The sequence below is a fragment of the Nonomuraea sp. NPDC049152 genome, assembly GCF_040648355.1.
Lineage (GTDB): Bacteria > Actinomycetota > Actinomycetes > Streptosporangiales > Streptosporangiaceae > Nonomuraea.
Window position 1 is genome coordinate 357196 of sequence record NZ_JBEZDO010000004.1, and the last position, 22955, is coordinate 380150.

At 71.7% G+C, this 22955-nt stretch carries 26 protein-coding genes; 15 read left to right on the forward strand and 11 right to left on the reverse strand.

Annotated elements, in window-relative coordinates:
- The first annotated feature begins 96 nt into the window (after positions 1-96).
- The 6 genes from AB0B45_RS10580 (at position 97) to AB0B45_RS10605 (ending at position 4874) form a co-directional block, all read left to right on the forward strand.
- The gene (locus tag AB0B45_RS10580) at positions 97-825 is read left to right on the forward strand and encodes an amino acid ABC transporter ATP-binding protein (RefSeq protein ID WP_358128177.1); all 729 of its coding nucleotides are present in this window, start codon (positions 97-99) and stop codon (positions 823-825) included.
- A gap of 18 nt (positions 826-843) precedes the next feature.
- Positions 844-1761 (forward strand): glutamate ABC transporter substrate-binding protein, encoded by a 918-nt coding sequence (locus AB0B45_RS10585; protein WP_358128179.1) that lies wholly within the window; start codon positions 844-846, stop codon positions 1759-1761.
- On the forward strand, positions 1761-2405 hold the full coding sequence (locus tag AB0B45_RS10590; RefSeq protein ID WP_358128181.1) for an amino acid ABC transporter permease: 645 nt from the start codon (positions 1761-1763) through the stop codon (positions 2403-2405). Before AB0B45_RS10585 ends, AB0B45_RS10590 begins: the two co-directional genes overlap by 1 nt.
- On the forward strand, positions 2402-3196 hold the full coding sequence (locus tag AB0B45_RS10595; protein WP_358128183.1) for an amino acid ABC transporter permease: 795 nt from the start codon (positions 2402-2404) through the stop codon (positions 3194-3196). The genes AB0B45_RS10590 and AB0B45_RS10595 overlap by 4 nt, the downstream gene beginning before the upstream one ends.
- Positions 3189-4130, forward strand: coding sequence for an asparaginase (locus AB0B45_RS10600; protein WP_358128185.1), 942 nt, complete (start codon positions 3189-3191; stop codon positions 4128-4130). Before AB0B45_RS10595 ends, AB0B45_RS10600 begins: the two co-directional genes overlap by 8 nt.
- Positions 4131-4229: 99 nt before the next feature.
- Positions 4230-4874 (forward strand): L-2-amino-thiazoline-4-carboxylic acid hydrolase, encoded by a 645-nt coding sequence (locus tag AB0B45_RS10605; RefSeq protein ID WP_358128186.1) that lies wholly within the window; start codon positions 4230-4232, stop codon positions 4872-4874.
- A gap of 57 nt (positions 4875-4931) precedes the next feature.
- Here AB0B45_RS10605 and AB0B45_RS10610 read toward each other — a convergent pair whose 3' ends face one another.
- On the reverse strand, positions 4932-5204 hold the full coding sequence (locus AB0B45_RS10610; protein WP_358128380.1) for a pyridoxamine 5'-phosphate oxidase family protein: 273 nt from the start codon (positions 5202-5204) through the stop codon (positions 4932-4934).
- Between the two features lie 332 nt (positions 5205-5536).
- On the opposite strand from AB0B45_RS10610, the gene AB0B45_RS10615 reads away from it, so the two are divergent.
- Together AB0B45_RS10615 and AB0B45_RS10620 are read left to right on the forward strand one after the other, a co-directional pair.
- Positions 5537-6049, forward strand: coding sequence for a hypothetical protein (locus tag AB0B45_RS10615; protein ID WP_358128188.1), 513 nt, complete (start codon positions 5537-5539; stop codon positions 6047-6049).
- A 77-nt stretch (positions 6050-6126) separates the two neighbouring features.
- On the forward strand, positions 6127-7773 hold the full coding sequence (locus AB0B45_RS10620) for a GAF domain-containing protein (protein WP_358128382.1): 1647 nt from the start codon (positions 6127-6129) through the stop codon (positions 7771-7773).
- A gap of 154 nt (positions 7774-7927) precedes the next feature.
- Here AB0B45_RS10620 and AB0B45_RS10625 read toward each other — a convergent pair whose 3' ends face one another.
- Entirely contained in the window at positions 7928-8569 is a 642-nt protein-coding gene (locus AB0B45_RS10625) for a response regulator transcription factor (protein ID WP_358128190.1), read from the reverse strand.
- A 93-nt stretch (positions 8570-8662) separates the two neighbouring features.
- On the opposite strand from AB0B45_RS10625, the gene AB0B45_RS10630 reads away from it, so the two are divergent.
- From AB0B45_RS10630 to AB0B45_RS10640, 3 genes are all read left to right on the forward strand, one after another.
- Positions 8663-9208, forward strand: coding sequence for a hypothetical protein (locus tag AB0B45_RS10630; protein ID WP_358128191.1), 546 nt, complete (start codon positions 8663-8665; stop codon positions 9206-9208).
- A gap of 88 nt (positions 9209-9296) precedes the next feature.
- Positions 9297-9773 (forward strand): hypothetical protein, encoded by a 477-nt coding sequence (locus AB0B45_RS10635; RefSeq protein ID WP_358128192.1) that lies wholly within the window; start codon positions 9297-9299, stop codon positions 9771-9773.
- Between the two features lie 31 nt (positions 9774-9804).
- Positions 9805-11292, forward strand: a complete 1488-nt coding sequence (locus AB0B45_RS10640) for an MFS transporter (protein WP_358128194.1) — start codon at positions 9805-9807, stop codon at positions 11290-11292.
- A 288-nt stretch (positions 11293-11580) separates the two neighbouring features.
- Here the strand turns inward: AB0B45_RS10640 and AB0B45_RS10645 are convergent, their stop codons facing one another.
- A complete protein-coding gene (locus AB0B45_RS10645) occupies positions 11581-12510 on the reverse strand; it encodes a helix-turn-helix domain-containing GNAT family N-acetyltransferase (protein WP_358128196.1) in 930 nt (309 codons plus the stop codon).
- Positions 12511-12607: 97 nt separating this feature from the next.
- On the opposite strand from AB0B45_RS10645, the gene AB0B45_RS10650 reads away from it, so the two are divergent.
- The 4 genes from AB0B45_RS10650 to AB0B45_RS10665 all read left to right on the forward strand — a co-directional run bounded on the left by AB0B45_RS10650 (position 12608) and on the right by AB0B45_RS10665 (position 15697).
- The gene (locus tag AB0B45_RS10650; protein ID WP_358128198.1) at positions 12608-13168 is read left to right on the forward strand and encodes an MFS transporter; all 561 of its coding nucleotides are present in this window, start codon (positions 12608-12610) and stop codon (positions 13166-13168) included.
- Between the two features lie 105 nt (positions 13169-13273).
- The gene (locus AB0B45_RS10655) at positions 13274-13825 is read left to right on the forward strand and encodes a copper chaperone PCu(A)C (protein WP_358128200.1); all 552 of its coding nucleotides are present in this window, start codon (positions 13274-13276) and stop codon (positions 13823-13825) included.
- The gene (locus AB0B45_RS10660; protein ID WP_358128202.1) at positions 13818-15095 is read left to right on the forward strand and encodes a Dyp-type peroxidase; all 1278 of its coding nucleotides are present in this window, start codon (positions 13818-13820) and stop codon (positions 15093-15095) included. Before AB0B45_RS10655 ends, AB0B45_RS10660 begins: the two co-directional genes overlap by 8 nt.
- Positions 15092-15697: a copper resistance protein CopC gene (locus tag AB0B45_RS10665; RefSeq protein WP_358128203.1), complete on the forward strand. Its 606-nt coding sequence runs from the start codon at positions 15092-15094 to the stop codon at positions 15695-15697. Before AB0B45_RS10660 ends, AB0B45_RS10665 begins: the two co-directional genes overlap by 4 nt.
- A gap of 63 nt (positions 15698-15760) precedes the next feature.
- Here the strand turns inward: AB0B45_RS10665 and AB0B45_RS10670 are convergent, their stop codons facing one another.
- The 8 genes from AB0B45_RS10670 to AB0B45_RS10705 all read right to left on the reverse strand — a co-directional run bounded on the left by AB0B45_RS10670 (position 15761) and on the right by AB0B45_RS10705 (position 22930).
- Positions 15761-17065 carry an amidohydrolase family protein gene (locus AB0B45_RS10670; protein WP_358128205.1) on the reverse strand — a complete coding sequence of 435 codons (1305 nt, stop codon included), beginning with the start codon at positions 17063-17065 and terminating at the stop codon, positions 15761-15763.
- A 96-nt stretch (positions 17066-17161) separates the two neighbouring features.
- A complete protein-coding gene (locus AB0B45_RS10675) occupies positions 17162-18043 on the reverse strand; it encodes a pyridoxamine 5'-phosphate oxidase family protein (RefSeq protein ID WP_358128207.1) in 882 nt (293 codons plus the stop codon).
- A 3-nt stretch (positions 18044-18046) separates the two neighbouring features.
- Entirely contained in the window at positions 18047-18493 is a 447-nt protein-coding gene (locus AB0B45_RS10680; RefSeq protein ID WP_358128209.1) for a VOC family protein, read from the reverse strand.
- Between the two features lie 79 nt (positions 18494-18572).
- On the reverse strand, positions 18573-19133 hold the full coding sequence (locus tag AB0B45_RS10685) for a CGNR zinc finger domain-containing protein (RefSeq protein WP_358128211.1): 561 nt from the start codon (positions 19131-19133) through the stop codon (positions 18573-18575).
- 147 nt (positions 19134-19280) lie between these two features.
- Positions 19281-19889: a hypothetical protein gene (locus AB0B45_RS10690; protein ID WP_358128213.1), complete on the reverse strand. Its 609-nt coding sequence runs from the start codon at positions 19887-19889 to the stop codon at positions 19281-19283.
- A 261-nt stretch (positions 19890-20150) separates the two neighbouring features.
- Entirely contained in the window at positions 20151-20510 is a 360-nt protein-coding gene (locus AB0B45_RS10695) for a cupin domain-containing protein (RefSeq protein WP_358128215.1), read from the reverse strand.
- A gap of 81 nt (positions 20511-20591) precedes the next feature.
- The gene (locus AB0B45_RS10700) at positions 20592-21983 is read right to left on the reverse strand and encodes a DHA2 family efflux MFS transporter permease subunit (protein WP_358128217.1); all 1392 of its coding nucleotides are present in this window, start codon (positions 21981-21983) and stop codon (positions 20592-20594) included.
- A gap of 5 nt (positions 21984-21988) precedes the next feature.
- Positions 21989-22930, reverse strand: a complete 942-nt coding sequence (locus tag AB0B45_RS10705) for an NAD(P)/FAD-dependent oxidoreductase (protein WP_358128219.1) — start codon at positions 22928-22930, stop codon at positions 21989-21991.
- Positions 22931-22955 lie beyond the last annotated feature (25 nt).

A 22955-nucleotide genomic window follows, 5' to 3' on the forward strand; every position in this document is an offset into this window, starting at 1 on the left:
TCATCCATTACGGTCCGCTTTATCTTCGATATCGAAGGAAGTGTCACGGCATCTACCCCCAAGATCAGAGTGGCGCCGTGACAGTGGGAGGGTCGGATGATTCGGGTTCGAGGGCTGAACAAATGGTTCGGCCGGCACCACGTGCTGCGCGACATCGATCTTGACGTCGCGCGCGGTGAGGTCGTCGTGGTGATCGGCCCCTCGGGGTCGGGCAAGTCCACGCTGTGCCGATGCCTCAACAGGCTGGAGGCGGCGCAGGAGGGCGAGATCGTCATCGATGGGGCGCCCGCCCCGCTGGAGGGCCGCGAGCTGGCGAGGCTGCGCGCCAACGTCGGCATGGTCTTCCAGTCCTTCAACCTCTTCCAGCACAAGACCGTGCTGGAGAACATCACGCTCGCCCCGATGAAGGTCCGCGGCGCCGGCCGTACCGAGGCCGAGAGGACCGCCCGCGAGCTGCTCGACCGCGTCGGCATCGGAGAGCAGGCGGGCAAGCTGCCCGGACGGCTGTCCGGCGGCCAGCAGCAGCGGGCGGCCATCGCCCGCGCGCTGGCCATGCGGCCCAAGGTGATGCTGTTCGACGAGCCGACCTCCGCGCTCGATCCCGAGATGGTGGGCGAGGTGCTGGACGTCATGACCGGCCTCGCCGCCGACGGGATGACCATGGTCGTCGTCACCCACGAGATGGGCTTCGCCCGCAGGGCGGCCGATCGCGTGGTGTTCATGGCCGACGGCCAGATCGTCGAGCAGGGCGCTCCCGCGGCCTTCTTCGACGATCCCCAGACGGACCGGGCCAGGGACTTCCTGGCCAAGGTACTCACTCACTGAACGCAAGGGATGGTGCCCATGAAGAAGATGGTCGCTGTCGTCGCCGTGTCGCTGCTCGGCCTCGCCGCCTGTTCCAGCACGGAGTCAACAGGCAGCCCCGCCGTACCAGGAGAGGCGAAGCCCGCCGCGGGCGAGCTGCTCGCCAAGGCCCCGGTCGCCGACGCGGCCGCGATCCTGCCCGGCTCGACGATGGAGAGGATCAAGAAGCGCGGCGAGCTCATCGTCGGCGGCTCGCTCGACGCCCCGCTGCTGTCCCAGCAGAACCCGGTCAGCGGCCAGGTCGAGGGCTTCGACGCCGACATGGGCAAGGCGCTGGCCAAGTACATCATCGGCGAGCCGAAGGTGAAGATCGTCAACTCGGCCTCGGAGACGCGCGAGGCGCTGCTCGGCAACGGCACCGTCGACGTCGTCTTCCAGACGTACACGATCACGCCGGAGCGGGCCGAGCAGGTGGCGTTCGCGGGACCGTACTACACCTCCGGCCTCACGATCGCCGTCAAGAAGGGCACCACGGGCATCGCCAAGCCCGAGGACCTCAACGGCAAGAAGGTCATCGCGGGCGCCAACACCCCGGCCATCCCCGCGATCAAGAAGCTCGCCCCGCAGGCCGAGATCGTCACCTTCGGCAGCGACCCCGAGTGCATGCAGGCGCTCAAGCAGGACCGCGGCGTCGCCTACGTGCAGGACGAGACGCTGCTGATCGCCAACGCGCAGAAGGACCCGTCCATCCAGGTGATCGGCAACCCCTTCACCCAGGACCCGTACGGCATCGGCCTCAAGCACGGCGACGACCAGTTCAAGACGTTCGTCAACGACTGGCTGAAGAAGACGCAGAGCGCCGGCGTCTGGCAGCAGGCGTGGAAGAACTCCATCGGCACCGTCGTCCAGGGCGAGGCCCCCGCCCCGCCGCAGATCGGCTCGGTGCCGGGTTCCTGATGTCCGTCCTGCTGGACTACCTGCCCGAGCTGTGGCAGGGACTGGTCGTGACGCTCCAGCTCACCGTCGCGTCGTTCCTCGGCGCGGCGGTGCTCGGGGTGCTGATCACCGCCATGCGGGTGAGCCCGGTGGGCGTGCTGCGCGCCCTCGGCACCGCCTACGTGGAGGCGTTCCAGAACCTTCCCCTGCTGGTCCTGCTCGTGCTCGCCTTCTTCGGCCTGCCCGAGATCGGGATCAAGGCGGAGCCGCTGGTGACCGCGATCGTGGTGATCTCGGTCTACGAGGCGGCCTACATCGCCGAGGCGCTGCGCTCGGGCGTCAACGCGGTCGGCAAGGGCCAGGGGGAGGCGGCCAGGGCCCTCGGGCTGACATTCAGGCAGTCGCTGTGGCACGTCATCCTGCCCCAGGCGCTGCGCACGGTCGTGCAGCCGCTCGGCAACATCATCATCGCGCTCACCATGAACACCCTGCTGGCCGGCGCGATCAGCGTGGTCGACCTGACCGAAGAGGCGAAAAGGATCAACCTCGTAGAGGCCCAGCCCATCCCGATCTTCGTCGGCGTGGGCCTGATGTACGCGCTCATCGCCTCCGGCGTCGGCTTCGTGACAGGACGTCTTGAGCGGCGGCTGGTGATGGTCAGATGAGCGTGCTGTTCGACGAGCCAGGACCGCGCGCCAGGCGCAGGATCCGCATCGCCACCGTCGTGGGCGTCCTGGCCGCCCTGGCGCTCGTCGCGTTCGCTGTCCGCCAGTTCGCCGCCAACGGGCAGCTGGCCTACGAGCGCTGGCAGCCGTACGCCACCTGGCCCATGTGGCGCTATCTGCTGGACGGGCTGTCGTCCACCGCGATGGCCGCCGTCGTCGCCGCGGCGCTGTCCATGGCGCTCGGCCTGCTGCTCGGCCTCGGCCGGCTGTCCGAGCGGCGCTGGGTGCGGCTGCCCTCGGCCGCCTACATCGAGGTGGTGCGGGTCATCCCCGCGCTGCTGCTGGTGTACGTCGTGCTGTTCGCGCTGCCCAAGTACGGCCTCGACCTGCCGCTGTTCTGGAAGCTCGTGGTGCCGCTGACCGTCTCGAACGCGGCCGCCTTCGCCGAGATCTTCCGCGCGGGCATCCTGTCCGTCGAACGCGGGCAGACCGAGGCGGGCCTGGCCGTCGGGCTCACCCGTGTCCAGACCATGCGGATGATCGTGCTGCCGCAGGCCGCCCGCAGGGTGCTGCCCTCGATCGTCAGCCAGTCCGTCGGCCTGCTCAAGGACACCTCGCTCGGCTTCGTGGTCAGCTACGGCGAGCTGCTGTACTCGGGCAAGGTCCTGGCCGCCTACAACGGCCTGCTCATCCAGACCTACGTGGTGGTGGCCCTGATCTACCTCGTGGTCAACGCCTCGCTGTCCAAGCTCGCCAGGGTGCTGGAGCAAAGGAGCAAAGCCCGTGCCTGAATTCGCCACCCTCGCCGAGGTCGTCCGCTCGGGCTTCGTCGAGAGCGTCCACTACGGCAGCGCCGTCGGCCTCGGCCCCGACGGCGCTGCCGAGGTCGCGCTCGGCCCCTTGGACGCCCCTGTCCTGCCCCGCTCGTCGGCCAAGCCGTTCCAGGCGCTGGCCTGCCTGCTGGCGGGCGCGGCCCTGCCGGGCCCCCGCCTGGCCATCGCCGCCGGCAGCCACACCGGCGAGGACTTCCACGTACGGCTGGTCGCCGAACTCCTCGAGGAGTACGGCCTCGGCCCCGGCGACCTGCGCTGCCCCGAGGACTGGCCGGAGGACGAGGCCACCCGCCACCGGCTGATCCGCGAAGGGCTCGCCAGAACGCCGGAGCGGATGAACTGCTCGGGCAAGCACGCCGCGATGCTCGCCGCCGCCGTCGCCAACGGCTGGGACGTCGCCTCCTACTTGGAGCAGCACCACCCGATCCAGCTCCAGGTGAGAGCCGTCGTGGAGGAGCTGTCGGGGGAGAAGGCCGCCGCCGTGGCCGTCGACGGATGCGGCGCGCCGCTGTTCGGGCTGTCGCTGAAGGGGCTGGCCAGGGCCGTGCAGGCGCTCGTGCTCGCGGCGCCGGGCAGCGCGCCCAGGCAGGTCGCCGACGCGATGCGCGAGCACCCCGAGTACGTCGGCGGCACCGGGCACCAGAACACCGAGCTCATGCGGGCGATCCCTGGAGCGGTCGTGAAGGGCGGCGCCGAGGGCGTCCTCGTCGCGGCGCTGGAGTCGGGACACACGGCCGCCGTCAAGGTCATCGACGGCAGCCCCAGGGCGACGACGGCGATCGCGCTGTCGGTGCTGCGCCGCATGGGCAGCGACGTGTCCGGCGCCGACGCCTTCGCCAGGATCGCGGTGCTGGGCGGCGGAGTGTCCGTGGGGGAGATCCACGCGGTGTAGGTTGGGGGACGTCATAGTTCCCAGCGCCGGTCGGTCGGTGGAGTGCGCTGGTCTGTTCGGTATGCCCGAGCGGACCGCTTACTCCGAAAGGACCGACCCTTGCACATCGACTACGACCACGAGAGCCGCGCGATCGTCGAGGCCTTCTTCGACCGGATCAAGACCGACCTCGAGGCGCGAGCCGCCGACGCCCCCGCCGAGCTGGTCTCGCGCATGCGGGCCCTGCAGGCCGAGCTGGAGGCCGCCGAGACCGACCTGCCGGACGAGCCCGCCCGCTACAACCTCCGCTACACCTCCGCCGTGCTGGCCGCCTACCGCGTGCTCGGCGCGGCGGGCGTCGCCTCGGGACAGCCGCTGATCGAGTGGCTGTCCTCGGCGTTCGTCGAACCGTTCGCCGAGGACGTCAAGGCGGGAACAAGGGCCGCGCTCGACGCGGCACCCGACCCGTTCGCGGTGATGGTCGCGATCTCGCGCGGCAGGGAGAGCGAGGCGTTCGGCGCGTTGTTCACCTTCGAGCACCCCGTCGACGACGATCAGCGCTTCCACACGGACGTGCGCCGCTGCGGATACCACGACTACCTCTCACGGCAGGGCGCGCCGGAGCTGACTCCCGCGTTGTGCGCGTTCGACAACAGCTGGATCGACGCCATCGACCCCGCTCGCGACGGGTTCGCCTTCACCCGTGAGACCACGATCGGGTTGGGCGGCGACCACTGCCCGTTCCACTTCCACCGCACCAGGTGACGCGGGTGGGCGGTGAAGCCGGGCGGCCCCGGCTTCACCGCCCGTCCTTCTGCCACGTCACGAGGCGACGATGCGGCGGCCGGTGATCTCAGCGGGGACGATCCTGACGTAGAGCGTCCGGTCGCCGCCTGCCCAGGGCCGCACGTCGGGGCCCGTGGTGTCGTGGTGGGCGGGGCCCTGGACGAGCACGCTCCATCCCTCCCGCATCGCCTCGTCGATCCTGTCCACCTCGAACCCGACCTTCCGCTCGACGCCCTCGAGCCCGGTGCGCAGATCCTCGTCCATCGGCCCGCCGTACGCGGTGCGGAAGACGATCGCCCCGCCGTCCAGCCGGTAGTTCCTGGTCGGTGGTCAGGCCGAGCCGTTCGCGGTGGTGGCGGACCCTGCGGCCAAGGTCGCTGGTCATGGGCTCCTCCTCGTCATCCGGTACGGCTCGACGCTACGAACCCCTCCCGCGGGCGCGCCACGGCCGTTGGACCTCCATCGAAGGGACCTTCGGCCCTGACCGCAGTGACGGGCGCGCTCGAGGCCCTCGGCGTACGCGGTCAGCTGCCTGAGGTCCTCGAACAAGGACCAAAGTCCCTGGTCACGCGGGCCGTACGGCACTGACGGGCCGAGCGGTCGATGCCTTGTACTGGCGAGACAGCACAAGGAAGGACAACATGGTCACGACCGACAGCACTCCCCGCGAGTGCGAGGACGCCGACTCCGAGGAGCGGCCATCCAGGCCCGTCGACTACGTCTGGGCGATCGCCCGCATCTCCATCGGCTGGCTGTTCCTGTGGGCGTACGTGGACCAGACCTTCGGGCTGGGCTTCACCACCCCGGCGAACCGCGCGTGGATCTACGGCGGCAGCCCCACCTCCCGCTTCCTGCGGGGCGGCGACCTGGCGGTCCTGGCGGGGCAGCCCTGGGTGGACGGGCTGTTCATGCTGGGCCTGCTCGGGTTCGGGGTCTGCCTCGTGCTCGGCGTCGCCACCAGGGCGGCGGCCGTGGCGGGCGGGATCACGCTGGTGCTCATGTGGGCGGCCGAACTGCCCCTCGCCGGCGATCCGCTCGTGAACGAGCACATCGTCTACACGATCGTGCTGGCCGGCCTGGCCGGCCTGGCCATGGCCAACGCGGGGGACACCCTTGGCCTGGGCAGACTGGTCAGCAAGCCGTACCTGAAGTAGACCAACAAACATCCACCGCCCTGAGGTGGGCGTTTTGCCCTACCAGTGGAAAACTTCGAGATGTGTCCAACCCGCTGATGCCGAGCATGCGGCTCGACGAACTGCTCGCGGAGCTCCAGGTGCGGCTCGACGCCGTGCTGGCGACCCGTGACAGGGTGCACGCCCTCCTGGACGCGGTGGTGTCGGTGGGCAGCGACCTGGACCTGGAGACCATGCTGCGCAGGATCGTCGAGACGGCGACCGAGCTCGTGGACGCCAGTTACGGCGCGCTCGGCGTGGTGGGGGAGGAGCGCACGCTGCTGCAGTTCATCCCGGTGGGGTTGAGCGAGGAGGAGATCGCCAGGATCGAGCACTGGCCGCACGGCCTCGGCCTGCTCGGGCTGCTGATCAAGGACGCGCGGCCGCTACGCCTCGGCCGGATCTCCACCCATCCCGAGTCGTACGGCTTCCCGCCCGGCCATCCGCCGATGGGCACCTTCCTCGGGGTGCCTGTCAGGGTCCGCGACGAGGTGTTCGGCAACCTGTACCTGACCGAGAAGCGAGGTGGCGGCGAGTTCGACGAGGAGGACGAGGCGATCGTCGTCGCGCTGGCCACCGCTGCGGGGGTCGCGGTGGAGAACGCCAGGCTGTATGAGGAGACGCGCCGCAGGGAGACCTGGCTGCAGGCCTCCTCGGAGATCACCACCAGCCTGCTGTCCGGGGCCGAGCCGCGCGATGTGCTGCGCATGCTGGCCGGCAGCGCCTGCAGGATGACCGACGCCGACGTGGCCACGGTCCTCCTGCCGGACGCGTCGGGCGAGGCGCTGACGGTGGTGGTGGCCGAGGGCGAGCACGCCGACAACCTGTGCGGGACCCTCTACCCGCTGGAGGGGAGCGCCGTCGGTGCCGTGTTCGCCGGCGGCGATTCACGGGTGGAGACGAGCATGCGGAACGCCTCCTGCCCCGACGAGCCTGGACTGCTGGTGCCGCTGGGCGCCGCGCCGTCGGTGCGCGGCGTGCTGGCGCTGTTCAGGCATCCCGGCAGGATGCCGTTCACCGGCGCGGACGTGGAGATGCTCGACGCCTTCTCCGGGCAGGCCGCACTCGCGATCGAGCTCGCCGAGGCGCGCAAGGACGCCGAGCGGCTGAGCCTGCTCGAGGACCGCGACCGCATCGCCAAGGACCTGCACGACGTGGTCATCCAGCGGCTCTTCGCCGTCGCGATGACGCTGATGGGCGCGGTGCGGCTGGTCGATCGTCCCGAGGCGGCCGACCGGGTCCAGCACGCCATCGACGAGCTGGACGAGACGATCAGGCAGATCCGTTCGACCATCTTCGCCCTTCAGGGGCCGCGCGAGTCCGATTCGCCGAGCCTGCGCGCCCGCATCGTCGATCTCGTGGAGGGGGCCCGCGCGCACCTCGGGTTCATGCCGGGCCTGCGCATGGAGGGCGCGCTCGACCACCAGGTCCCCGAGCCGGTCGCCGACCACCTGATGGCGGTGCTGCGCGAGGCCCTGTCCAACGTGGTCCGCCACGCCAAGGCGACGAAGGCGGAGGTCTCCGTGGAGGTGGCCGACGGCGTGCTCACGCTCGTGGTGGAGGACGACGGGGTGGGGGCGGGCGCGAGCGGACGCCGCAGCGGCCTGCGCAACATCGAGGACCGGGCCGTTCAGCTCGGCGGCTCCATGGAGCTGGAGAAGCCCGTCAACGCAGGGACGCGGCTCCGCTGGCGGGTGCCGCTGTGATCCTGCGCCCCGACACCTGGTCGATCCGCACCACGACGTAGTGATCCCTGTCGCCCGGCGCCCAAGGTCGTAGCGGCAGCTCGGCCGGCCGCGCCAGCTCCGCCTCGTCGTGTACGGCACGCGACCGGGCCTGAACCGTCGACGGCCTGACCCGTCATCGCCGTCGGTTCGCCTTCATCCTGGCGGCCATGGCCGCCACCTGGGTGCGACGCTGCATGTTCAGCTTGCCCAGCAGGTTGGAGACGTAGTTCTTCACCGTCTTCTCCGCCAGGTGGAGCCGCTCGCCGATCTGCCGGTTGGTCAGCCCCTCGCCGATCAGCTCCAGGATGTGGCGTTCCTGTTCCGACAGCGAACGCAGCGGGTCCTTCCTGTCGGACTGCTCGCGCAGCCGGTGCAGCATCGCCGCGGTCGTCTGCGGATCGAGCAGCGACTGTCCGCCCGCCACCGTGCGGACCGCGCCGACCAGGTCGGAGCCGTGGATCTGCTTGAGCACGTAACCGGCGGCCCCCGCCATGACCGCCTGGAACAGCGCGTCGTCGTCGGCGTAGGAGGTGAGCATCAGGCACTGCAGTTCGGGCAACGCGGAACGGACCTCGCGGCAGACGTCCACGCCGTTGCCGTCGGGCAGGCGCACGTCCAGCACCGCCACGTCCGGACGGAGGGCGGGGATGCGGGCGATGGCCGACGCGGCGGTACCCGCCTCGCCGATCACCTCGATGTCGTCCTCCGACTCCAGCAGGGCGGCGACGCCCCGCCGTACCACCTCGTGGTCGTCGAGGAGGAACACGCGAATCATGGTCCGACGCTAACGCTCCTTCGTCCGCCCTGGTAGGGACCAAAGTCCCGGACTCGCGCCCGGCGGGGGCGCGGCGGCGGATACCATCCGACGATGGAGCGGGATCGCTGGCTGGAGTACCTCCACGGCCGCCACTCGCCCGCCGAGCTGCGCGCCTGGGCCACGTCGCTCGCCTACTTCCGCTTCTGCCGCGCCTACGGAGGGCACGCCAACGACGGCGACAGGCTGCTGGTCAGCCTGCGCACCGAGACGGAGGCCGACCTGCTGGCGGTGATGTCCGCTCTCGGGCTCGCCGCCGTACGGCTGCCCGCCGACAACCCGCGGCCGGTGGAGGGCGTGGGGTACTCCGCCGCCGAGTTCGCCGCCTTCGTCCCGCCCATGCCGCGCTTCCCCCACTTCGCGCAGCCGGGACACGTGCTGATCGCGGGTCGGCCCGCCCACGTCTGGTCGGCCGCCGAGACGCTGAGCCTGAGCCTCAACGACGAGCGGGACGTCTACGAGGTCACCGACGCCACCGTCGAGAGCGCCAAGGTGATCGAGCGCCTGCTCGCCCCTGTCGCGGCGCGCGTCGTCGATCCGCCGCAGGACAGCCGGCACTGCGTCTGCCCGCGGTACTACCCGGAGTTCTGGGCTTCCTGACCCGCGTCTTCCCAGCTGGGCCACGCCTGGCACCATGCTGCCCCAAACCGGACTTGCTATGGCGCCATAATGACGCCATAGTGGTGCCATGGATCTCGCGCCATACATCGACCGGCTCCACCAGGAGCTCGCCGTCGCCGCCGAAACGGGTGACGAGGACGCCCGCGCGCTCGCCGAGCACCTCCTCGCCCCGCTGGACTCCGCCGCCAGACTCGTCCTTCTCGAGGCGCTGTCGAAGGCCTCCGACGAGATCACCCGCGACCTCGCGCCAGGCTCGGTCGAGATGCGGCTGCGCGGCCGCGATCCCGCCTTCGTCGTGTCGCCTGGCCACCAGGCCGAGCCGGCCCCGCCGAGGCCGGTCCCCATGACCGGCCTCGGCGGGCCCGACACCGACGAGGGCGGCCCCTCGCGGATCTCCCTGCGCGTTCCCGACCCGCTCAAGCACCGCATCGAGGCGGCCGCGAGCGGCGAAGGGCTGTCCGCCAACGCCTGGCTCGTCAGGGCGGCCACCACGGCGCTCGACCCCGAGGGCGGAGGCCGACGCCACACCGGCTGGGTGCGCTGACCCCGATATGTCTCACGAAAAGGATCTGAACGTGTCCGCACACGCTGGACGAGACCCCCGCCGCTGGTGGGTGCTCGTCGTCCTCTGCCTGAGCCTGCTGGTGCTGGTCATCGACACCACCGTGCTCAACGTCGCCATCCCCTCTCTGATGACCGACCTCGGCGCCACCCCCTCCGACATCCAGTGGATCCTCAACGCCTACGTGCTCGTCTACGCGGGTCTCCTGCTCACCACGGGCAACCTGTCCGACCGGTACGGCAGACGCCGCTTCCTCGTGATTGGCCTGGCCCTGTTCGGCGGCGCGTCGCTGCTGGCCACACTGGCGTCGGAACCATGGCAGCTGATCGCCGCCCGCGCCTTCATGGGCGTCGGTGGCGCCATGTTGATGCCATCGACGCTGTCCATCCTGATCACCACGTTCGAGGAGGACGAACGGCGCAAGGCCATGGCCGCGTGGAGCGTCGTGGCGACGGTCGGCGTGATCGGCGGGCCCACGCTCGGCGGCTTCCTGATCGAGCGCTTCTCGTGGGCGTCGGTGTTCCTGCTCAACATCCCCGTCGCGGTGATCGCGATCGTGGCCGCCTACGTGCTCATGCCCGAACGGCGCGGTCCCGCGCGCAGGCTCGACCCGATCGGCGTGCTGCTGTCGACGGTCGGGCTGACCGCGCTCGTCTACGTCGTGATCGAGGCGCCCCACCAGGGCGTCAACGTGCTCGTGGCGGTGGTCGCCGCCGTCACCCTCGCGATCTTCGTTGTCTGGGAGCGCAGGACACCGCACCCGATGCTGCCGCTGGAGCTGTTCAGGAGCCGCGAGTTCAACGGGGCGTCGTTCTCGATCCTGCTCATGTCGTTCGGCATCGGCGCGGTGATGCTGATGCTCACCCAGTACCTGCAGTTCGTGCTCGGTTTCGGGGCCACGCAGGCGGGTCTGGGGCTGCTGCCGTACGCGATCGCCGCCACGGTCTTCAACTACGTCGGCGTGGCGCTCGGCCAGAAGGTCGCCAACAGGACGCTGATCGTGGCGGGCATGGTGGTGATGGCGGCCTCCTTCGTGGGGCTCGCCACGACCGGCGGCTACTGGTCGCTGGTCGCCTCGATGCTGGTCATGGGGGCGGGAGGCGGCCTGGCGGGACCCGCCGTCTACTCCACGCTGATGGGTGCGGTGCCCGTCGAGCGGGCCGGCGCGGGTTCCGCGCTGAACGACACCGTGCAGCAGGTCGGCATGGCGCTCAGCATCGCCGTCCTCGGTAGCGTGCTCGCCGGGGTCTACACCGCCCAGATGCCGCAGTCCGCGCCCGCCGCGGCCCGCGAGTCGATCGGCCAGGCGGTGCTGCTGGGCGATCCGGGACTCCTCGCCGCCGCTCGCGACGCCTTCGGCTCCGCGATGTCGCTCGGCTCGTGGGTCGGGGCCGTCTGCTGCCTGCTGGCCGGGGCCCTCGCGCTGACCGTGCTGCGCCGTACGGCTCCCGCGGCGGAGTCACCCGCTCCCACCGCGGACGAGAGTAAGGTCGCCTCCTGAGCGTCACCACCTCCGTGCCCGGACGCCGCCGCGTCCGGGCACTCGGCGTCCCGCTGTGGACAAGGGGCGAGGGTGCTGGTGACGGGGTCAGGCCGACTCGCGCACGACCAGCTCGGTCGGAAGGATCACGTCTGGCAGGCGCGCAGATTCGGGGCCGCGGTGACAGTGGCGGGGGAAAGGCCTCCTCCTGTCAGGGTCGAGGCGAGCAGCGCGAGGGCGGCGATCGTGTGGGGCATGATCCTCCGTTCGGGCGTTTCGGCGGGGTTTGCCGCCGTTCCCAACCATGTGTCAGAGCCGCCGTTCCGTCCACCGATTCGGCGGAGGTGCGGGTGTCCAGGTGAGCCGCTTCTCGAACCAGTGGTGGGCGTAGGGCTCGTCGTTGAAGGCCGGGACCTCCTCGTAGCCGGCTGAGCGGTACATGGCGATCGCTTCGGTGAGGGCGCGGTTGGTCTCCAGCCTGAGGGTGCGGACGCCGTGGGCGGCCGCCCTGCGCTCCAGTTCGGTGAGCAGGCGGCGGCCCAGCCCCATGCCGCGTGCTTCGGGAGCCACCCACATGCGTTTGATCTCGGCGGGAGCGCCGGGATGGAACTTGAGCGCACCGCAGCCGACCGGCCCTCGGGGGAAGGAGGCGACCAGGAGCAGTCCTGCCGGTTCGGTGAGTTCGTCCGCGCCGGCGGGGACGCTGAGGGCGGGGTCGAAGCCGTGGTCGAACCGGCGGGCGAGCTCGTCGAAGTAGGCGCGCAGGCAGAACGTGGCGCGGGAGTCGCGTGGGTCGCAGGCTTCGATCGTGATCATGGCGGCGGTCAGCAGCCGTTCGGTCTCTGCCATCGCGGTGACGAGGCGTCGGCGCTGGTCGGGGGTGAGGGGGGTGAGCAGGGACAGGGCCAGCTCGTCTGATCGGCGGTCGAGCAGGTCGCGTTCGGCGCGGCCTGTCTCGGTGAGGCGTACGACGCGGACGCGGGCGTCGTCGGGGCTCGCCTCGACCGTGACGAGGCCGTCGGTCTGGAGGGCGCGCAGCAGGCGGCTCAGGTAGCCCGAGTCGAGTTCGAGTCTGGTGCGCAGTTCGCGGACGTCGCCGCCGTCGTGGCCGATCTCCCACAGCAGGCGGGCTTGGCCGATGGCGCGGTCGCGGCCGAGAAACTCCTCATTGAGGGCGCCGATCCGCTGGGCCACGGTCCTGTTGAAGCTTCTGACCTGTCGCACCATCTGCTCCTCCATTCTCTGACTATAGTCAGAGAACCGCATGGGAGACCTGGGGTGCCTGGAAGAAGCCGCTTTGGGCGGCGGCGGGGCATCGTGCGATGATGGCGGCGCCATGTCAGCCACGATGCCGCTACGAGCTCTGCGGGCCGCCGCCTTCGCCGCGGTCTCGGTCCTGCTCGGCATCGCCGCCCACACCTTCGCCGGCGGCTCGGTCTCGGTGCCGTCCGTGCTGGTGGCGCTGCTGCTGTCGTTCCTGCCCGCTCAGGCGCTGGCGGGGCGGGAGCGGTCGCTCGGCGTGATCGTCGCGACGCTGGCCGCCTCGCAGGCGGTGCTGCACGTGCTGTTCTCGGCGGCCCACGCCGTCGAGCCGGTGGCCGTCGCGCACGGGCACGGCCATTCGGGGCTGGTGCCGGGGCTCGCCATGCTGGTCGCGCACGGGTGGGCGGTCGGGTTGACGGCGCTGTGGCTGTCTCATGGCGAGGCGGCTCTGTGGGCGCTGCTCAGGCGGCTGACCGTACGCCTGCTCTTCGCGTTGCTGGCGTTCGTCGACCCCGCGGCCCGTACGGTCATCCTCGCGCCGGCCGAGCGACCGGTGATCCTTCGCCGGATCCTGCTGGGCCACGACATGGACAGACGCGGCCCTCCTGGCGTCATTCGCACCGTTTCCGCCTGACCTCCTCTTCGAGCGTCAGCGCTTCTTCGGCGTTCACGCGATGGGCGCCGAGTCGAATCAGTGCCGTGGCACCAGTAACCGGCTCAGCCGGAAGAAGGGCTTTTCATGTTCTCGCGCGTCATTCTCGCCGTCGTCAGCGTGGCCGCCTTGGCGGGCACGGCCGCCTGCGGTTCCCAGGAGACGGCCGATCCCACTTCCAGTCAGGCCGCGGCCACGTCGGCCGCCGAGCCGTCGGCCGCCTCGGCCGCGCTCACCATCACCGACCCGTGGATCAAGACCACCAAGAAGGGGATGACGGCCGCTTTCGGCACCCTGGTCAACAACTCGGGCAAGGCCGTCACCGTCGTCTCGGGCAGCAGCCCGCTGTCTCCCAAGGTGGAGCTGCACGAGGTCGTGGAGTCCAAGGGGAAGATGGTGATGCAGCCGAAGAAGGGCGGGTTCGTGATCCCCGCCAACGGCTCCCACGTGCTGAAGCCGGGCGGCGACCACATCATGCTCATGGGCGTCACCGAAGAGGTGAAGCCGGGTGCGGAGGTGTCGTTCACGCTGGTCCTCGACGGCGGCGGCACGTTCGCCTTCACCGCGATGGGCAAGGACTTCGCGGGGGCCAAGGAGAACTACCAGCCGGGCATGGACATGAGCGGCAGCGATGGCTGAGCCGCTCCCGGCCGTCGGTCGCCGCCGGTTGTTCGCGGGAGGGGCCGCGGCGGCGGTGACGGCCGTCGTCGGGCCCGCAGGGCCCGCCGCTTCGAGCACCCTCCCCGCCACCCGCGGCAAGCCGCCCGCCAACGGGAGCACGCCGCCCGCCAGCCGGAGCGCGTCGGCCCCGGGTGCGGTTAAGGCGCCGGCCGACGGCAGCGCGGTCGAGCCGTTCCACGGACCGCACCAGGCGGGCGTCGCGACCGCGCCGCAGGCGCACGCCGTGTTCGTCGGCCTGGAACTGCGGGAGGGCGTCGGCCGGGAGGAGGTGTCCCGGATGATGCGGCTGCTGACCGACGACGCCCGCCGGCTGACCCAGGGGCGTGCGGCGCTCGCCGACACCGAGCCCGAACTGGCGGCGCTGCCGGCGAGGCTGACCGTCACCTTCGGCTTCGGGCCCGGCCTGTTCACCGCGGTCGGGCGGGAGAAGCGGCGGCCCGCGTCGGTCGCCCCACTGCCCGCCTTCAAGATCGACAAGTTGGAGAAGCGCTGGAGCGGCGGCGACCTGCTCGTCCAGATCTGCGCCGACGATCCGCTGACCGTCACCCACGCGCTGCGGATGGTCATCAAGGACGCCAGGTCGTTCACGCGGGTCCGCTGGACCCAGCGAGGGTTCCGGCGGGCCGCGCACACGCAGCAGCCGGGCATGACCCAGCGCAACGTCATGGGTCAGCTCGACGGGACCGTCAATCCCGTGCCGGGCACACCGGAGTTCGATCGGGCGGTCTGGGTCCGGGAACAGGGCGGCTGGCTGAGCGGCGGCACGACGCTGGTGCTGCGGCGGATCAGGGCCGAGATGGAGAGATGGGACGCCGCCGACGTCGTGGCCAAAGAGTTCACGGTGGGCCGCCGGTTGGCCGACGGCGCTCCGCTGACCGGCGGGCGTGAGCACGACGAGCCGGACTTCGCCAAGCTCACCGCCACCGGCTTTCCCGTCATCTCCGAGTACGCCCACATCCGCCGGGCCCGCGTCGCCGACCCGAACCTGCGGATCATGCGCAGGGTCTACAACTACGACGAGGGCGTGGCCGCCGACGGCAAGACGGACTCCGGGCTGCTGTTCGCCTCCTATCAGGCCGACATCACCCGCCAGTTCGTGCCCGTCCAGGAGCGGCTGGCCGAGGCGGACCTGCTGAACGAGTGGACGACGCCGACAGGTTCGGCGGTCTTCGCCGTACCGCCGGGCTGCGGGCCCGACGGCTGGATAGGGGAGAGCCTGCTGTCATGATCAAGAGATCCGCTCCCAGGAGCCTGCTGGTGCTGGCCGTCTGCTGGTTGTTCGTCGTGTACGGCGCCCCGCAGGCGCTGGCCCACGACCAGCTCAAGAGCAGCTCGCCCGCCAAGGACGCCGTGGTGTCGGCGGTGGAGGAGATCAAGCTGGAGTTCAACGCACGGGTGCGGTTGCCCGCAGTCGTGCTGCACGACGGTGGCGGCTCGGCCGTCGCCGTCGGCAAGCCTGAGGTGGACGGCCCCGTGGTCACGGCGGCGGTGCCGCAGCCGCTGCGGGCGGGCCGGTACGTCATCGGGTGGCGGGTGGTCTCCTCCGACGGTCACCCGATCGAGGGGGAGATCCCCTTCACGGTGAAGGGGGCCGCGTCGGCCACTCCGACGCCGGAGCCGTCCACGGCCCCCGCAACCGCGCCGAGCAGTGCCGCGCCGAGCAGTGCCGCGCCGCGGCCTTCGGCGCCGGTGGCGGGCACCGAGGCCGCTGATCCGGCCGCGCAGGGCGTGCCGGCGTGGTTGTGGGCGACGGCGGCCGTCCTGGCGGTGGCGGGCGCCGGTCTGCTGCTGGTCAGGCGCGGCAGGAAGGAGCCGGGCCAGGACGAGTGAGCCCGTCCGCCGGGTGGGCGTTCCCCTCGCGGGAGGTGAAGCGCCCACCCAGGCGGCGGGTGGTCAGGTGGCGGCGCGGTCGACGCGGGTGCCGTTCCGCCAGACGGCCGCCACGTCGCGCATCGCGGTGATGTCGCGGGTCGGGTCACCGTTGACGAGCACGAGGTCGGCGCGGTGGCCGGGACCGATCCTGCCGCGCCCCGGCAGGCCGTAGGCGTCGGCGGGCGCTGAGGTGGCGGCGGTGAGCGCGGCCGAGGGGGACAGGCCCGCGCCGACCAGCAGCTCCAGTTCGACGATCAGGCTCACGCCGTGTGCGACGCCGGGGACCCCGCTGTCGGTGCCCGCGACGATCGGCACCCCGGCCCTGTGCAGGGCGGCGACGTTGCGCGCGGCGGACTCGAGCCTTCCCCTGTCCTCGAAGCCCCACGGGGCGGCGAGCAGGTCACGCTGTCCCCGCGACAGGTACGGGGCCACGCGCGGGTCGGTGATGACGGCGGCGCGCGCGGGGTCGTCCGCGTCCGAGAGGGCGCCCATGAGCGTCAGGGTCGGGGTGACGAACGCGCCGCTGCTTCGGGCCAGCTCCAGGAAGGCCGGATCCACCTCGACGTCGACGGGGACGTGGGCCAGGCCGGTGATGCCTGCCTCGAGGGCGGTCGTGGCCAGGGACACCTTCGACACGTGCGCGACGCTGGGCACGCGGGCGCGGGTGGCGGCCGCCACCAGGCCGTTGATCTGGGCGGCCGACAGGACGGGGATGGGCTTGCCGTCCAGTCCCACGTCCTCCAGCGCGAGCTTGATGATGTCGGATCCTTCGGCCAGCCGGTCGGCCACGAACGCGGCCGGATCGTCGCCGGGGCGCAGGACCGGCACGTTCGGCGCGCCGTCGCTGCCCCAGCCTCCCGGTACGGTGGCCCACCAGCCGGCCGACCACAGGGACGGCAGCGGGGTCGGCGCGTAGGAACGGCGCAGGCGCTCCTTGTCCTGCTGGGTGGCAGGGTCGTCGACCAGGCTGATCTCGGTGGTGACGCCGAACCTGGGTCCGTCCGTGCGGGGCGGGCCCAGGTAGTGCATGTGGGCGTCGATGAGGCCGGGCAGGAGGGTGGCGCCGCCGCCGTCGTGCACGGGCATGCCGGAGGGGACGCGCCCGCTCGTGGACACCTCGACGATCCGTCCGTCGGCTATGACGACGTGGCCGAGGCCGAGTGTCGCCTTCCCGTCGAAGATCCTCACCCCGGCGATGGCGTACGGCGGCCGGCCGGCCGAGGCGGTGGATCGGTCCGAAACATCCAGTCCGGCGACGTCAGGTCCGGCGGGTTCAGGACGGGTGGCCGAGGGTTCGGCGGATGCGGGCAGATGGGAGTCGCACACGAAGCAAGCCTCCTTGATCGCTGTGCTCCCACGCTAACCACAGGGAACGGCCCGCCGCATCCGCCTGCCGGCTGGACCCGGACGGCGAAGCCCGGGTCAGGTCACGGCGGTCGGCGGGTTGTGCTTGGAGTAGCCGCCGAACTCCCAGCGCAGAGGCGTGGCCCCGGTGATCTCCAGCACGCCGTCCACCTCGAAGCGAACCACCCGCTCCGTCCCCCACTCCACGCGCGCCCGCCCCGTCACGTGCAGCGCGTCGCCGCTGTCCCAGTCGAGGAACAGCAGCCCGCAGGCCGGGTCGAGCTCTAGATTGCCCAGCGTCATGTACATCGAGTTGCCCACGTAGTCAGGCCAGGCCAGGTGCCGTTCGTCCGCCACGGTGACGAATCCGGGGTTGCCGCCGCGATGGGAGACGTCCGCGCCGAGCCCTTCGGCGTGGGTGGCGACGAAGAAGGTGTCCGCGCGGGAGATCCACTCCCTCTGCCTCGCGTCGAGGGCGTCGGTGGCGCGAGCCGCGGGGGCGACGTGGGCGGCGCCACCGGGTCCCGGGATGATCGTTCTGGCCTGGATGTACTTGGGGCAGTTGGCGTAGACCTGGTCGGTGTGCACGAGCAGGCCGGCGCCCGCCGCGTGGGCGGTGCCGTTGACGCGCATCCTGCGCCTGGTGGCGGGCTCGATGGCGATCAGGCCGATCTCGTGCTCGGTCTCGAAAGCCCCCTCCAGCGGGTCTCCGGGTCCTGGGAGCGCGCCGACCATGATGCGCCGCTCGTCCAGCGGTTCGGCGAATCCTTCCGGCCCGGTCAGCGCGCCGGCCCACATCCGGCCGTGGGCGTCGGCGGCCCCGATGACCAGCAGGCGCCGGCGGCGCAGGAAGTCGGCGGCCACGCCGGGGATCTCGGGCCTGGTCCTGGCCGATCCCCACGTTCCAGGACGCGCCACGCCGGCCCTGCGCTGGACGGCGGTCTCTCCGCGGTGTTCCACGGTCTAGAAGAATCCGCAGGTGGGGGCCGAGCCGGTGGGGGCGGGCCGGTCGCCCGCGCCGTCGGGTGCGTAGATCTCCAGGCGGATGCCGTCGGGGTCCTCGAAGAACACCCCGCCCGAGGTGGCGCCCTCGCCGTGGGGGACGATGCCGCCGTGGTGGATGGTGGCGCCGAGCTCGCGCAGCTCGGCCTCGGCCCGCCGTACCTCCCGCAGGCTCTCGACCTGGAACGACAGGTGGTGCAGGCCGGGCCGCGCGGTGGCGAAGCGGCCTTCGCTCTGCCGCCACAGGGTGAGGGTCAGCGTGCCGTCCTGGGCGAGGAAGGCGAACTCCTTGCCGTCCTCCTGAGATCTGCGGCTGATCTCGAAGCCGAACACGCGCTGGTAGAAGGCGGCCGACTTGTCGAGGTCGGTGACGTTGAGGCCGACGTGGCCGGTCTGGAAAGCGGGCATGCTCACTCCTCCGTCAGGTTCGATACGACGAATATAACGGAGTTTGATTGCCTGTGCCGTTAGAAATGTGTGGCGTGCGTCATTCGCCCTTGTGGGCGCGGTAGTGGCGGGCGGCCCTGGCCCTGTTGCCGCAGCCGGTCGAGCACCATTCCTGGCGCGGGTGCTCCTTGACGAAATACAGCACGCATCGGGGCGCGGGGCAGGTGCGCAGCTCGGCGACCTCGGGTCCGGCCAGGAACTCCATGGCCGCCTGCGCCAGGCGCGCGCACAACGTCGCCGCGGCGGGTCCCACGGGCACGCGCGTGAGCGTGGGAGCGTCGTTCCAGACGAGCCTGGGTGCGGTGGGTACGGCGAGCGCGGCCGCGTTCACCCTGGTGAGCGCCTGATCGAAGGGCGGCAGCCGGGCCGCGTCGGCCGCGCTGGGCGGGCCGGGCGCGACGGCCTTGGCGAACAGCGCCCTGACCGCCAGCCGCAGCTCCACGACCTGGCGCCACTGCTCGGGCGTGGCCGTGAAGTCCGGGTCCAGGCCGAGCTCGGCGCGCGAGCGGGCCCACGCGGTGAGCGCGTCGGGGTCGGCGAGGGAGTCGATGGGGCCGCCGCGCCCCGCGCGCAGGGTGCTGACGAAGTCGAGGGCGAGCATCATTCCAGGCTAGTGGGCAGGGGCCACCGCGCCCGGCGGCAGGAAGCGGCCGACCCCGCCAGGCAGCACGGCATGCGACGGCACGCTGCTGGTGGACGACGTCGTGCCGTCGTACGACGGGCTGGTGGCGGAGGGCGCTGACCGGCCTCAGCGCGGGGAGAGCAGCCAGGGGTCGCGCAGGTCGTAGAAGACCAGGTCGCCCTCGTACAGCGCCATCTCCTCGTCGAAGAGCGCCTTCAGCTCGGCGGGGGGCTGCTTGCGCTCGCCCTCGCGCGCGGCCGCCTCGGAGGTGAAGTAGATCGCCTGGGTGAACGCGCCGTCGCCGTACAGCGCCGCGACGCCGCCGAGGACGTCGGAGCGGAAGTCCTCGAACTGCGCCTCGTACAGGTCGTTGAGCTCCCGCATCCGGTTCACGTCGCGCGTCCTGCCCTCGATGACCTGCACGAACCCCGCCTCGTCGGACCCGCCGCCCAGGAAGGAGACGACCTCGCCTGAGTCGTGGAAGACGACGTCGCCGCTGAGCAGCTTGGACGTCTCCATCCACCACTGGTGCTGCTCGGGCCGCCCGCTGTTGGCGCGGGCCGCCTCCTCGGACTCGAAGCGGGCCAGGTTGACGAACGTGCCGTCGTCGGTGACGCCCGCGGTCGTGCCGAGCCAGCCGGGCGCGCCCGCGGACAGCTCGTCGACCCACCGGTCGAGCGCGGCGCGCAGCTGGCCGGCATCGGCGATACGCCCCTTGATGACCTGGATGAACATGATGCCGTCCTCCTTCAGCGCCCCCCGATGTCCGAGGCTACGGTGGTCGTCCCCCCTGGTCGAGCGGGGTTGGGACAAGCAATGGCAGAGAAAACACCAACGTTGGCGGGGGCGCCGCTCGCCGTCGCCGGCATCGCAGGGCCATGGTCCCGCCTGCCCGAGCACGCTCCTGCGCGAGCGGGCAGGCCCATGGCCCGATGAGCGAAGCGCCCCCAGGACGGCGGCCGGAGCGTGGTGCCGAGCCGCGTGGCCGCTGGGCGGTCAGCCCGTCGACTTGGCGTATTCCGCGGCGCCGCCCGCGAAGTCGTAGACCACGCACGGCTCGTCGCCGACCACCCAGGCGTCGTGGCCGGGCCGGCAGACGAAGATGTCGTCCGGGCCCACCTCCGCCTCGCTGCCGTCGTCCATGCGGATGCGGAGCCTGCCGGAGACGACGAATCCGTTGTGATAGACCTGGCACGAGTCGGTGCCCGCGATGGGCTTGACCGACTCCGACCAGCGCCATCCGGGCTCGAACGTGGCCATGCCGAAGGTCAGGCCGGTGAGGTTGCATACCTCCAGGTGGCCGTTCGGAAAGTCACGGCGTTCGTCCGGCTTGCCGATGCTCTTGACCTCGATCATGACGTCCCCCCTTCCGTCGGCTTCAGTCTCGCACCGGGGTCTGCCCCCTACAAGGCCGTGAGCTGGGCCGACAAGGCCGCCCTACGGGCTGGGCGAGCGCGGCAGCGCGGCCATCAGCGCCACCAGCACCACGGCCACGGGCACGCCCCACACCAGAACCTCGGGGATGGCCGCGGCCGTCGCCGCGGCGCTCGGGGCGCGGCCGTCGATCTGCCGGGTGAGCAGGCTGCCGAAGACCGCGACGCCGAGTGACATGCCGAGCCCGCGCACGGACACCGCGGCGGAGGTGGCGGCCGCCAGGTCCTCGGCCGCGGCCGCGTTCTGCGCGACGACGACCAGGTTCTGCATCAGCAGCCCGAACCCCACCCCGAGCACTCCCAGCGCCACGGCCACCAGCACGTACGGCCTGCCCGGGTCGAGCCCGCTCAGCAGCGCGAACCCCGCCACCACGACCACCGACCCGGCGATCAGGTACGGCTTGAAGCGCCCGGCGACGCGGCCACCCGCCAGCGAGGAGACAGCCATGAACGTGATGACGTACGGGTTGAGCGCCAGGCCCGCCTGCGTGGCGCTCATGCCGTAGGCCGACTGCAGGTAGGTGGGCAGGTAGACGATCGATCCGCCGAGCAACGCCCCGAGCAGCGCCGTGGCGGGCAGCACGACGCGCAGCGCCGGGTCGGCGAACAGCCGCGGCGGAAGCAGCGGGTCCGCCGCCCGCCGTTCCCATCGCACGAACAGCGTCAGCAGCACGGCGAATGCCCCGGTCAGCGCCAGGATCACGCCGGAGGTCCACGCGTGGACGCGGCCGCCCCATTCGGCCACCAGCAGCAGGCTCACCGTCGCGCCCGCCAGCATCGCGGAGCCGGCGACGTCGAGCCTGCCGCCCCCGCCGGTCGCAGGCAGCCGCAGGGCGAGCGCGACCAGCGCGATGCTGAGCAGGCCGAGGGGCAGGTTGATGAAGAAGATCCAGCGCCAGCCCGCGGCGTCGGTGAGCGCGCCGCCGGCCAGCGGGCCGCCCACGCTGGCCAGCGCGAACACGCCGCCGGTCAGGCCCTGGACCCTGCCGCGCAGGCGCAGCGGATACAGCTCCGACAGCGCGATCGTCGGCAGCACGAACAGCGCGCCCGCGCCGATGCCCTGCAGTGTTCGGGCGGCCACCAGCTGGGGCATCGTCTGCGCCAGGCCGCACAGCATCGATCCCGCGACGAAGACGGCGACCGCGGTGACGAAGACCGCGCGACGGCCGAACCTGTCGCTGAAGCGGCCGTAGAGCGCGCCCGTCGTGGTCGAGGCGAGCACGTAGGAGGTGACGATCCAGCCGATCGCGTCCATGCCGCCGAGGTCGGCGGCGATGTCGGGCAGCGCGATGGCCACCACCGTCTGGTCAAGCACCGACAGCAGCATGCCGATGAGCAGGCCCGCGGTGGCCAGCGGCACCCGCGTGGGGGTGGACGTGGCGACTTCTGTGGTCACGGGGCTCAGCCCTTCGCTCGCGCGAACGGGTCGGGGAGGTCGAAGTCCTCGCCGAGCAGGTCCTGGTCGATGACCGCCCCGGCGACGGTCCCGCTTGCCGCGGCGGCGACGACGGCGGCCATCGGCACGGGTACGGTGGCCCGCCGCGCCATGTCGCCCGCCGCGTACACGCCCGGCACGCTGGTCCTGCCGAACTCGTCGACCTCGACGCACCCGTCGGGGAAGGCCGCGCAGCCCAGGCGGGCGGCCAGGTCCGAGCGCTGGCGCGGCACGTTGACGACGAACGCCGCCTGCCGCGCGAGCGGTGGTCCGCTCTCGAAGACGATCTCCTCGAGCCGGTCGCCCGTCGCCTCCAGCCTGGTGACGGCCTCGCAGCGCACGGTCACGCCGTTCGCCTCAAGCCTCTCGCGCACCTCGGGATCGAGCGGCCTGCCGTCGGTGCAGAGCGCGACGTCGCCGGCGAAGCGGCTCAGCTGCAGCGCGAGCCGTACCCGGGGAGGATCGGCGCCGAGCACCGCGACCTGCTTGCCGGTGCACTCGTAGCCGTGGCAGTAGGGGCAGTGGAAGGCCGAGCGGCCCCAGAGCGCCTCGACCCCGCGCGGACCAGGCAGGTCGTCGGCCAGCCCGGTGGCCAGCAGCAGCCGCCGGGCCAGGGCCGTACCGCCGCCCGAAAGCAGGAGCAGGAAGCCCTGCTGGACGTCGGCCACGCTCTCCTCGCGCACCTGGACGCTCGGGTAGGCCGACAGCTCCCGGCGGCCGAGCTCGCGCAGCCGGGAGGGGGGCGTGCCGTCCCTGGTCAGAAAGTTGTGCACGGCCTCGGCGGGGGAGTTGCGGCCCTGACCGGCGTCGAGCAGCAGCACCGAGCGGTGGGCCCGGCCCAGGGTCAGCGCGGCGGCCATGCCCGCGGGCCCGCCGCCGACGATGACGACATCGAAAGTGTTTGACATACGCCAAAGTCTGCAAGTTAATGTC

What these genes read in the sequence shown, in the direction of transcription:
- AB0B45_RS10580 (WP_358128177.1), top strand. Translation starts at nt 97, where the DNA reads ATGATTCGGGTTCGAGGGCTGAACAAATGGTTCGGCCGGCACCACGTG.
- AB0B45_RS10585 (WP_358128179.1), top strand. Translation starts at nt 844, where the DNA reads ATGAAGAAGATGGTCGCTGTCGTCGCCGTGTCGCTGCTCGGCCTCGCC.
- AB0B45_RS10590 (WP_358128181.1), top strand. Translation starts at nt 1,761, where the DNA reads ATGTCCGTCCTGCTGGACTACCTGCCCGAGCTGTGGCAGGGACTGGTC.
- AB0B45_RS10595 (WP_358128183.1), top strand. Translation starts at nt 2,402, where the DNA reads ATGAGCGTGCTGTTCGACGAGCCAGGACCGCGCGCCAGGCGCAGGATC.
- AB0B45_RS10615 (WP_358128188.1), top strand. Translation starts at nt 5,537, where the DNA reads ATGGTCACGACCGACAGCACTCCCCGCGAGTGCGAGGACGCCGACTCC.
- AB0B45_RS10620 (WP_358128382.1), top strand. Translation starts at nt 6,127, where the DNA reads ATGCCGAGCATGCGGCTCGACGAACTGCTCGCGGAGCTCCAGGTGCGG.
- AB0B45_RS10625 (WP_358128190.1), bottom strand. Translation starts at nt 8,569, where the DNA reads ATGATTCGCGTGTTCCTCCTCGACGACCACGAGGTGGTACGGCGGGGC.
- AB0B45_RS10630 (WP_358128191.1), top strand. Translation starts at nt 8,663, where the DNA reads ATGGAGCGGGATCGCTGGCTGGAGTACCTCCACGGCCGCCACTCGCCC.
- AB0B45_RS10635 (WP_358128192.1), top strand. Translation starts at nt 9,297, where the DNA reads ATGGATCTCGCGCCATACATCGACCGGCTCCACCAGGAGCTCGCCGTC.
- AB0B45_RS10645 (WP_358128196.1), bottom strand. Translation starts at nt 12,510, where the DNA reads ATGGAGGAGCAGATGGTGCGACAGGTCAGAAGCTTCAACAGGACCGTG.
- AB0B45_RS10650 (WP_358128198.1), top strand. Translation starts at nt 12,608, where the DNA reads ATGTCAGCCACGATGCCGCTACGAGCTCTGCGGGCCGCCGCCTTCGCC.
- AB0B45_RS10655 (WP_358128200.1), top strand. Translation starts at nt 13,274, where the DNA reads ATGTTCTCGCGCGTCATTCTCGCCGTCGTCAGCGTGGCCGCCTTGGCG.
- AB0B45_RS10660 (WP_358128202.1), top strand. Translation starts at nt 13,818, where the DNA reads ATGGCTGAGCCGCTCCCGGCCGTCGGTCGCCGCCGGTTGTTCGCGGGA.
- AB0B45_RS10665 (WP_358128203.1), top strand. Translation starts at nt 15,092, where the DNA reads ATGATCAAGAGATCCGCTCCCAGGAGCCTGCTGGTGCTGGCCGTCTGC.
- AB0B45_RS10680 (WP_358128209.1), bottom strand. Translation starts at nt 18,493, where the DNA reads ATGCCCGCTTTCCAGACCGGCCACGTCGGCCTCAACGTCACCGACCTC.
- AB0B45_RS10685 (WP_358128211.1), bottom strand. Translation starts at nt 19,133, where the DNA reads ATGCTCGCCCTCGACTTCGTCAGCACCCTGCGCGCGGGGCGCGGCGGC.
- AB0B45_RS10690 (WP_358128213.1), bottom strand. Translation starts at nt 19,889, where the DNA reads ATGTTCATCCAGGTCATCAAGGGGCGTATCGCCGATGCCGGCCAGCTG.
- AB0B45_RS10695 (WP_358128215.1), bottom strand. Translation starts at nt 20,510, where the DNA reads ATGATCGAGGTCAAGAGCATCGGCAAGCCGGACGAACGCCGTGACTTT.
- AB0B45_RS10705 (WP_358128219.1), bottom strand. Translation starts at nt 22,930, where the DNA reads ATGTCAAACACTTTCGATGTCGTCATCGTCGGCGGCGGGCCCGCGGGC.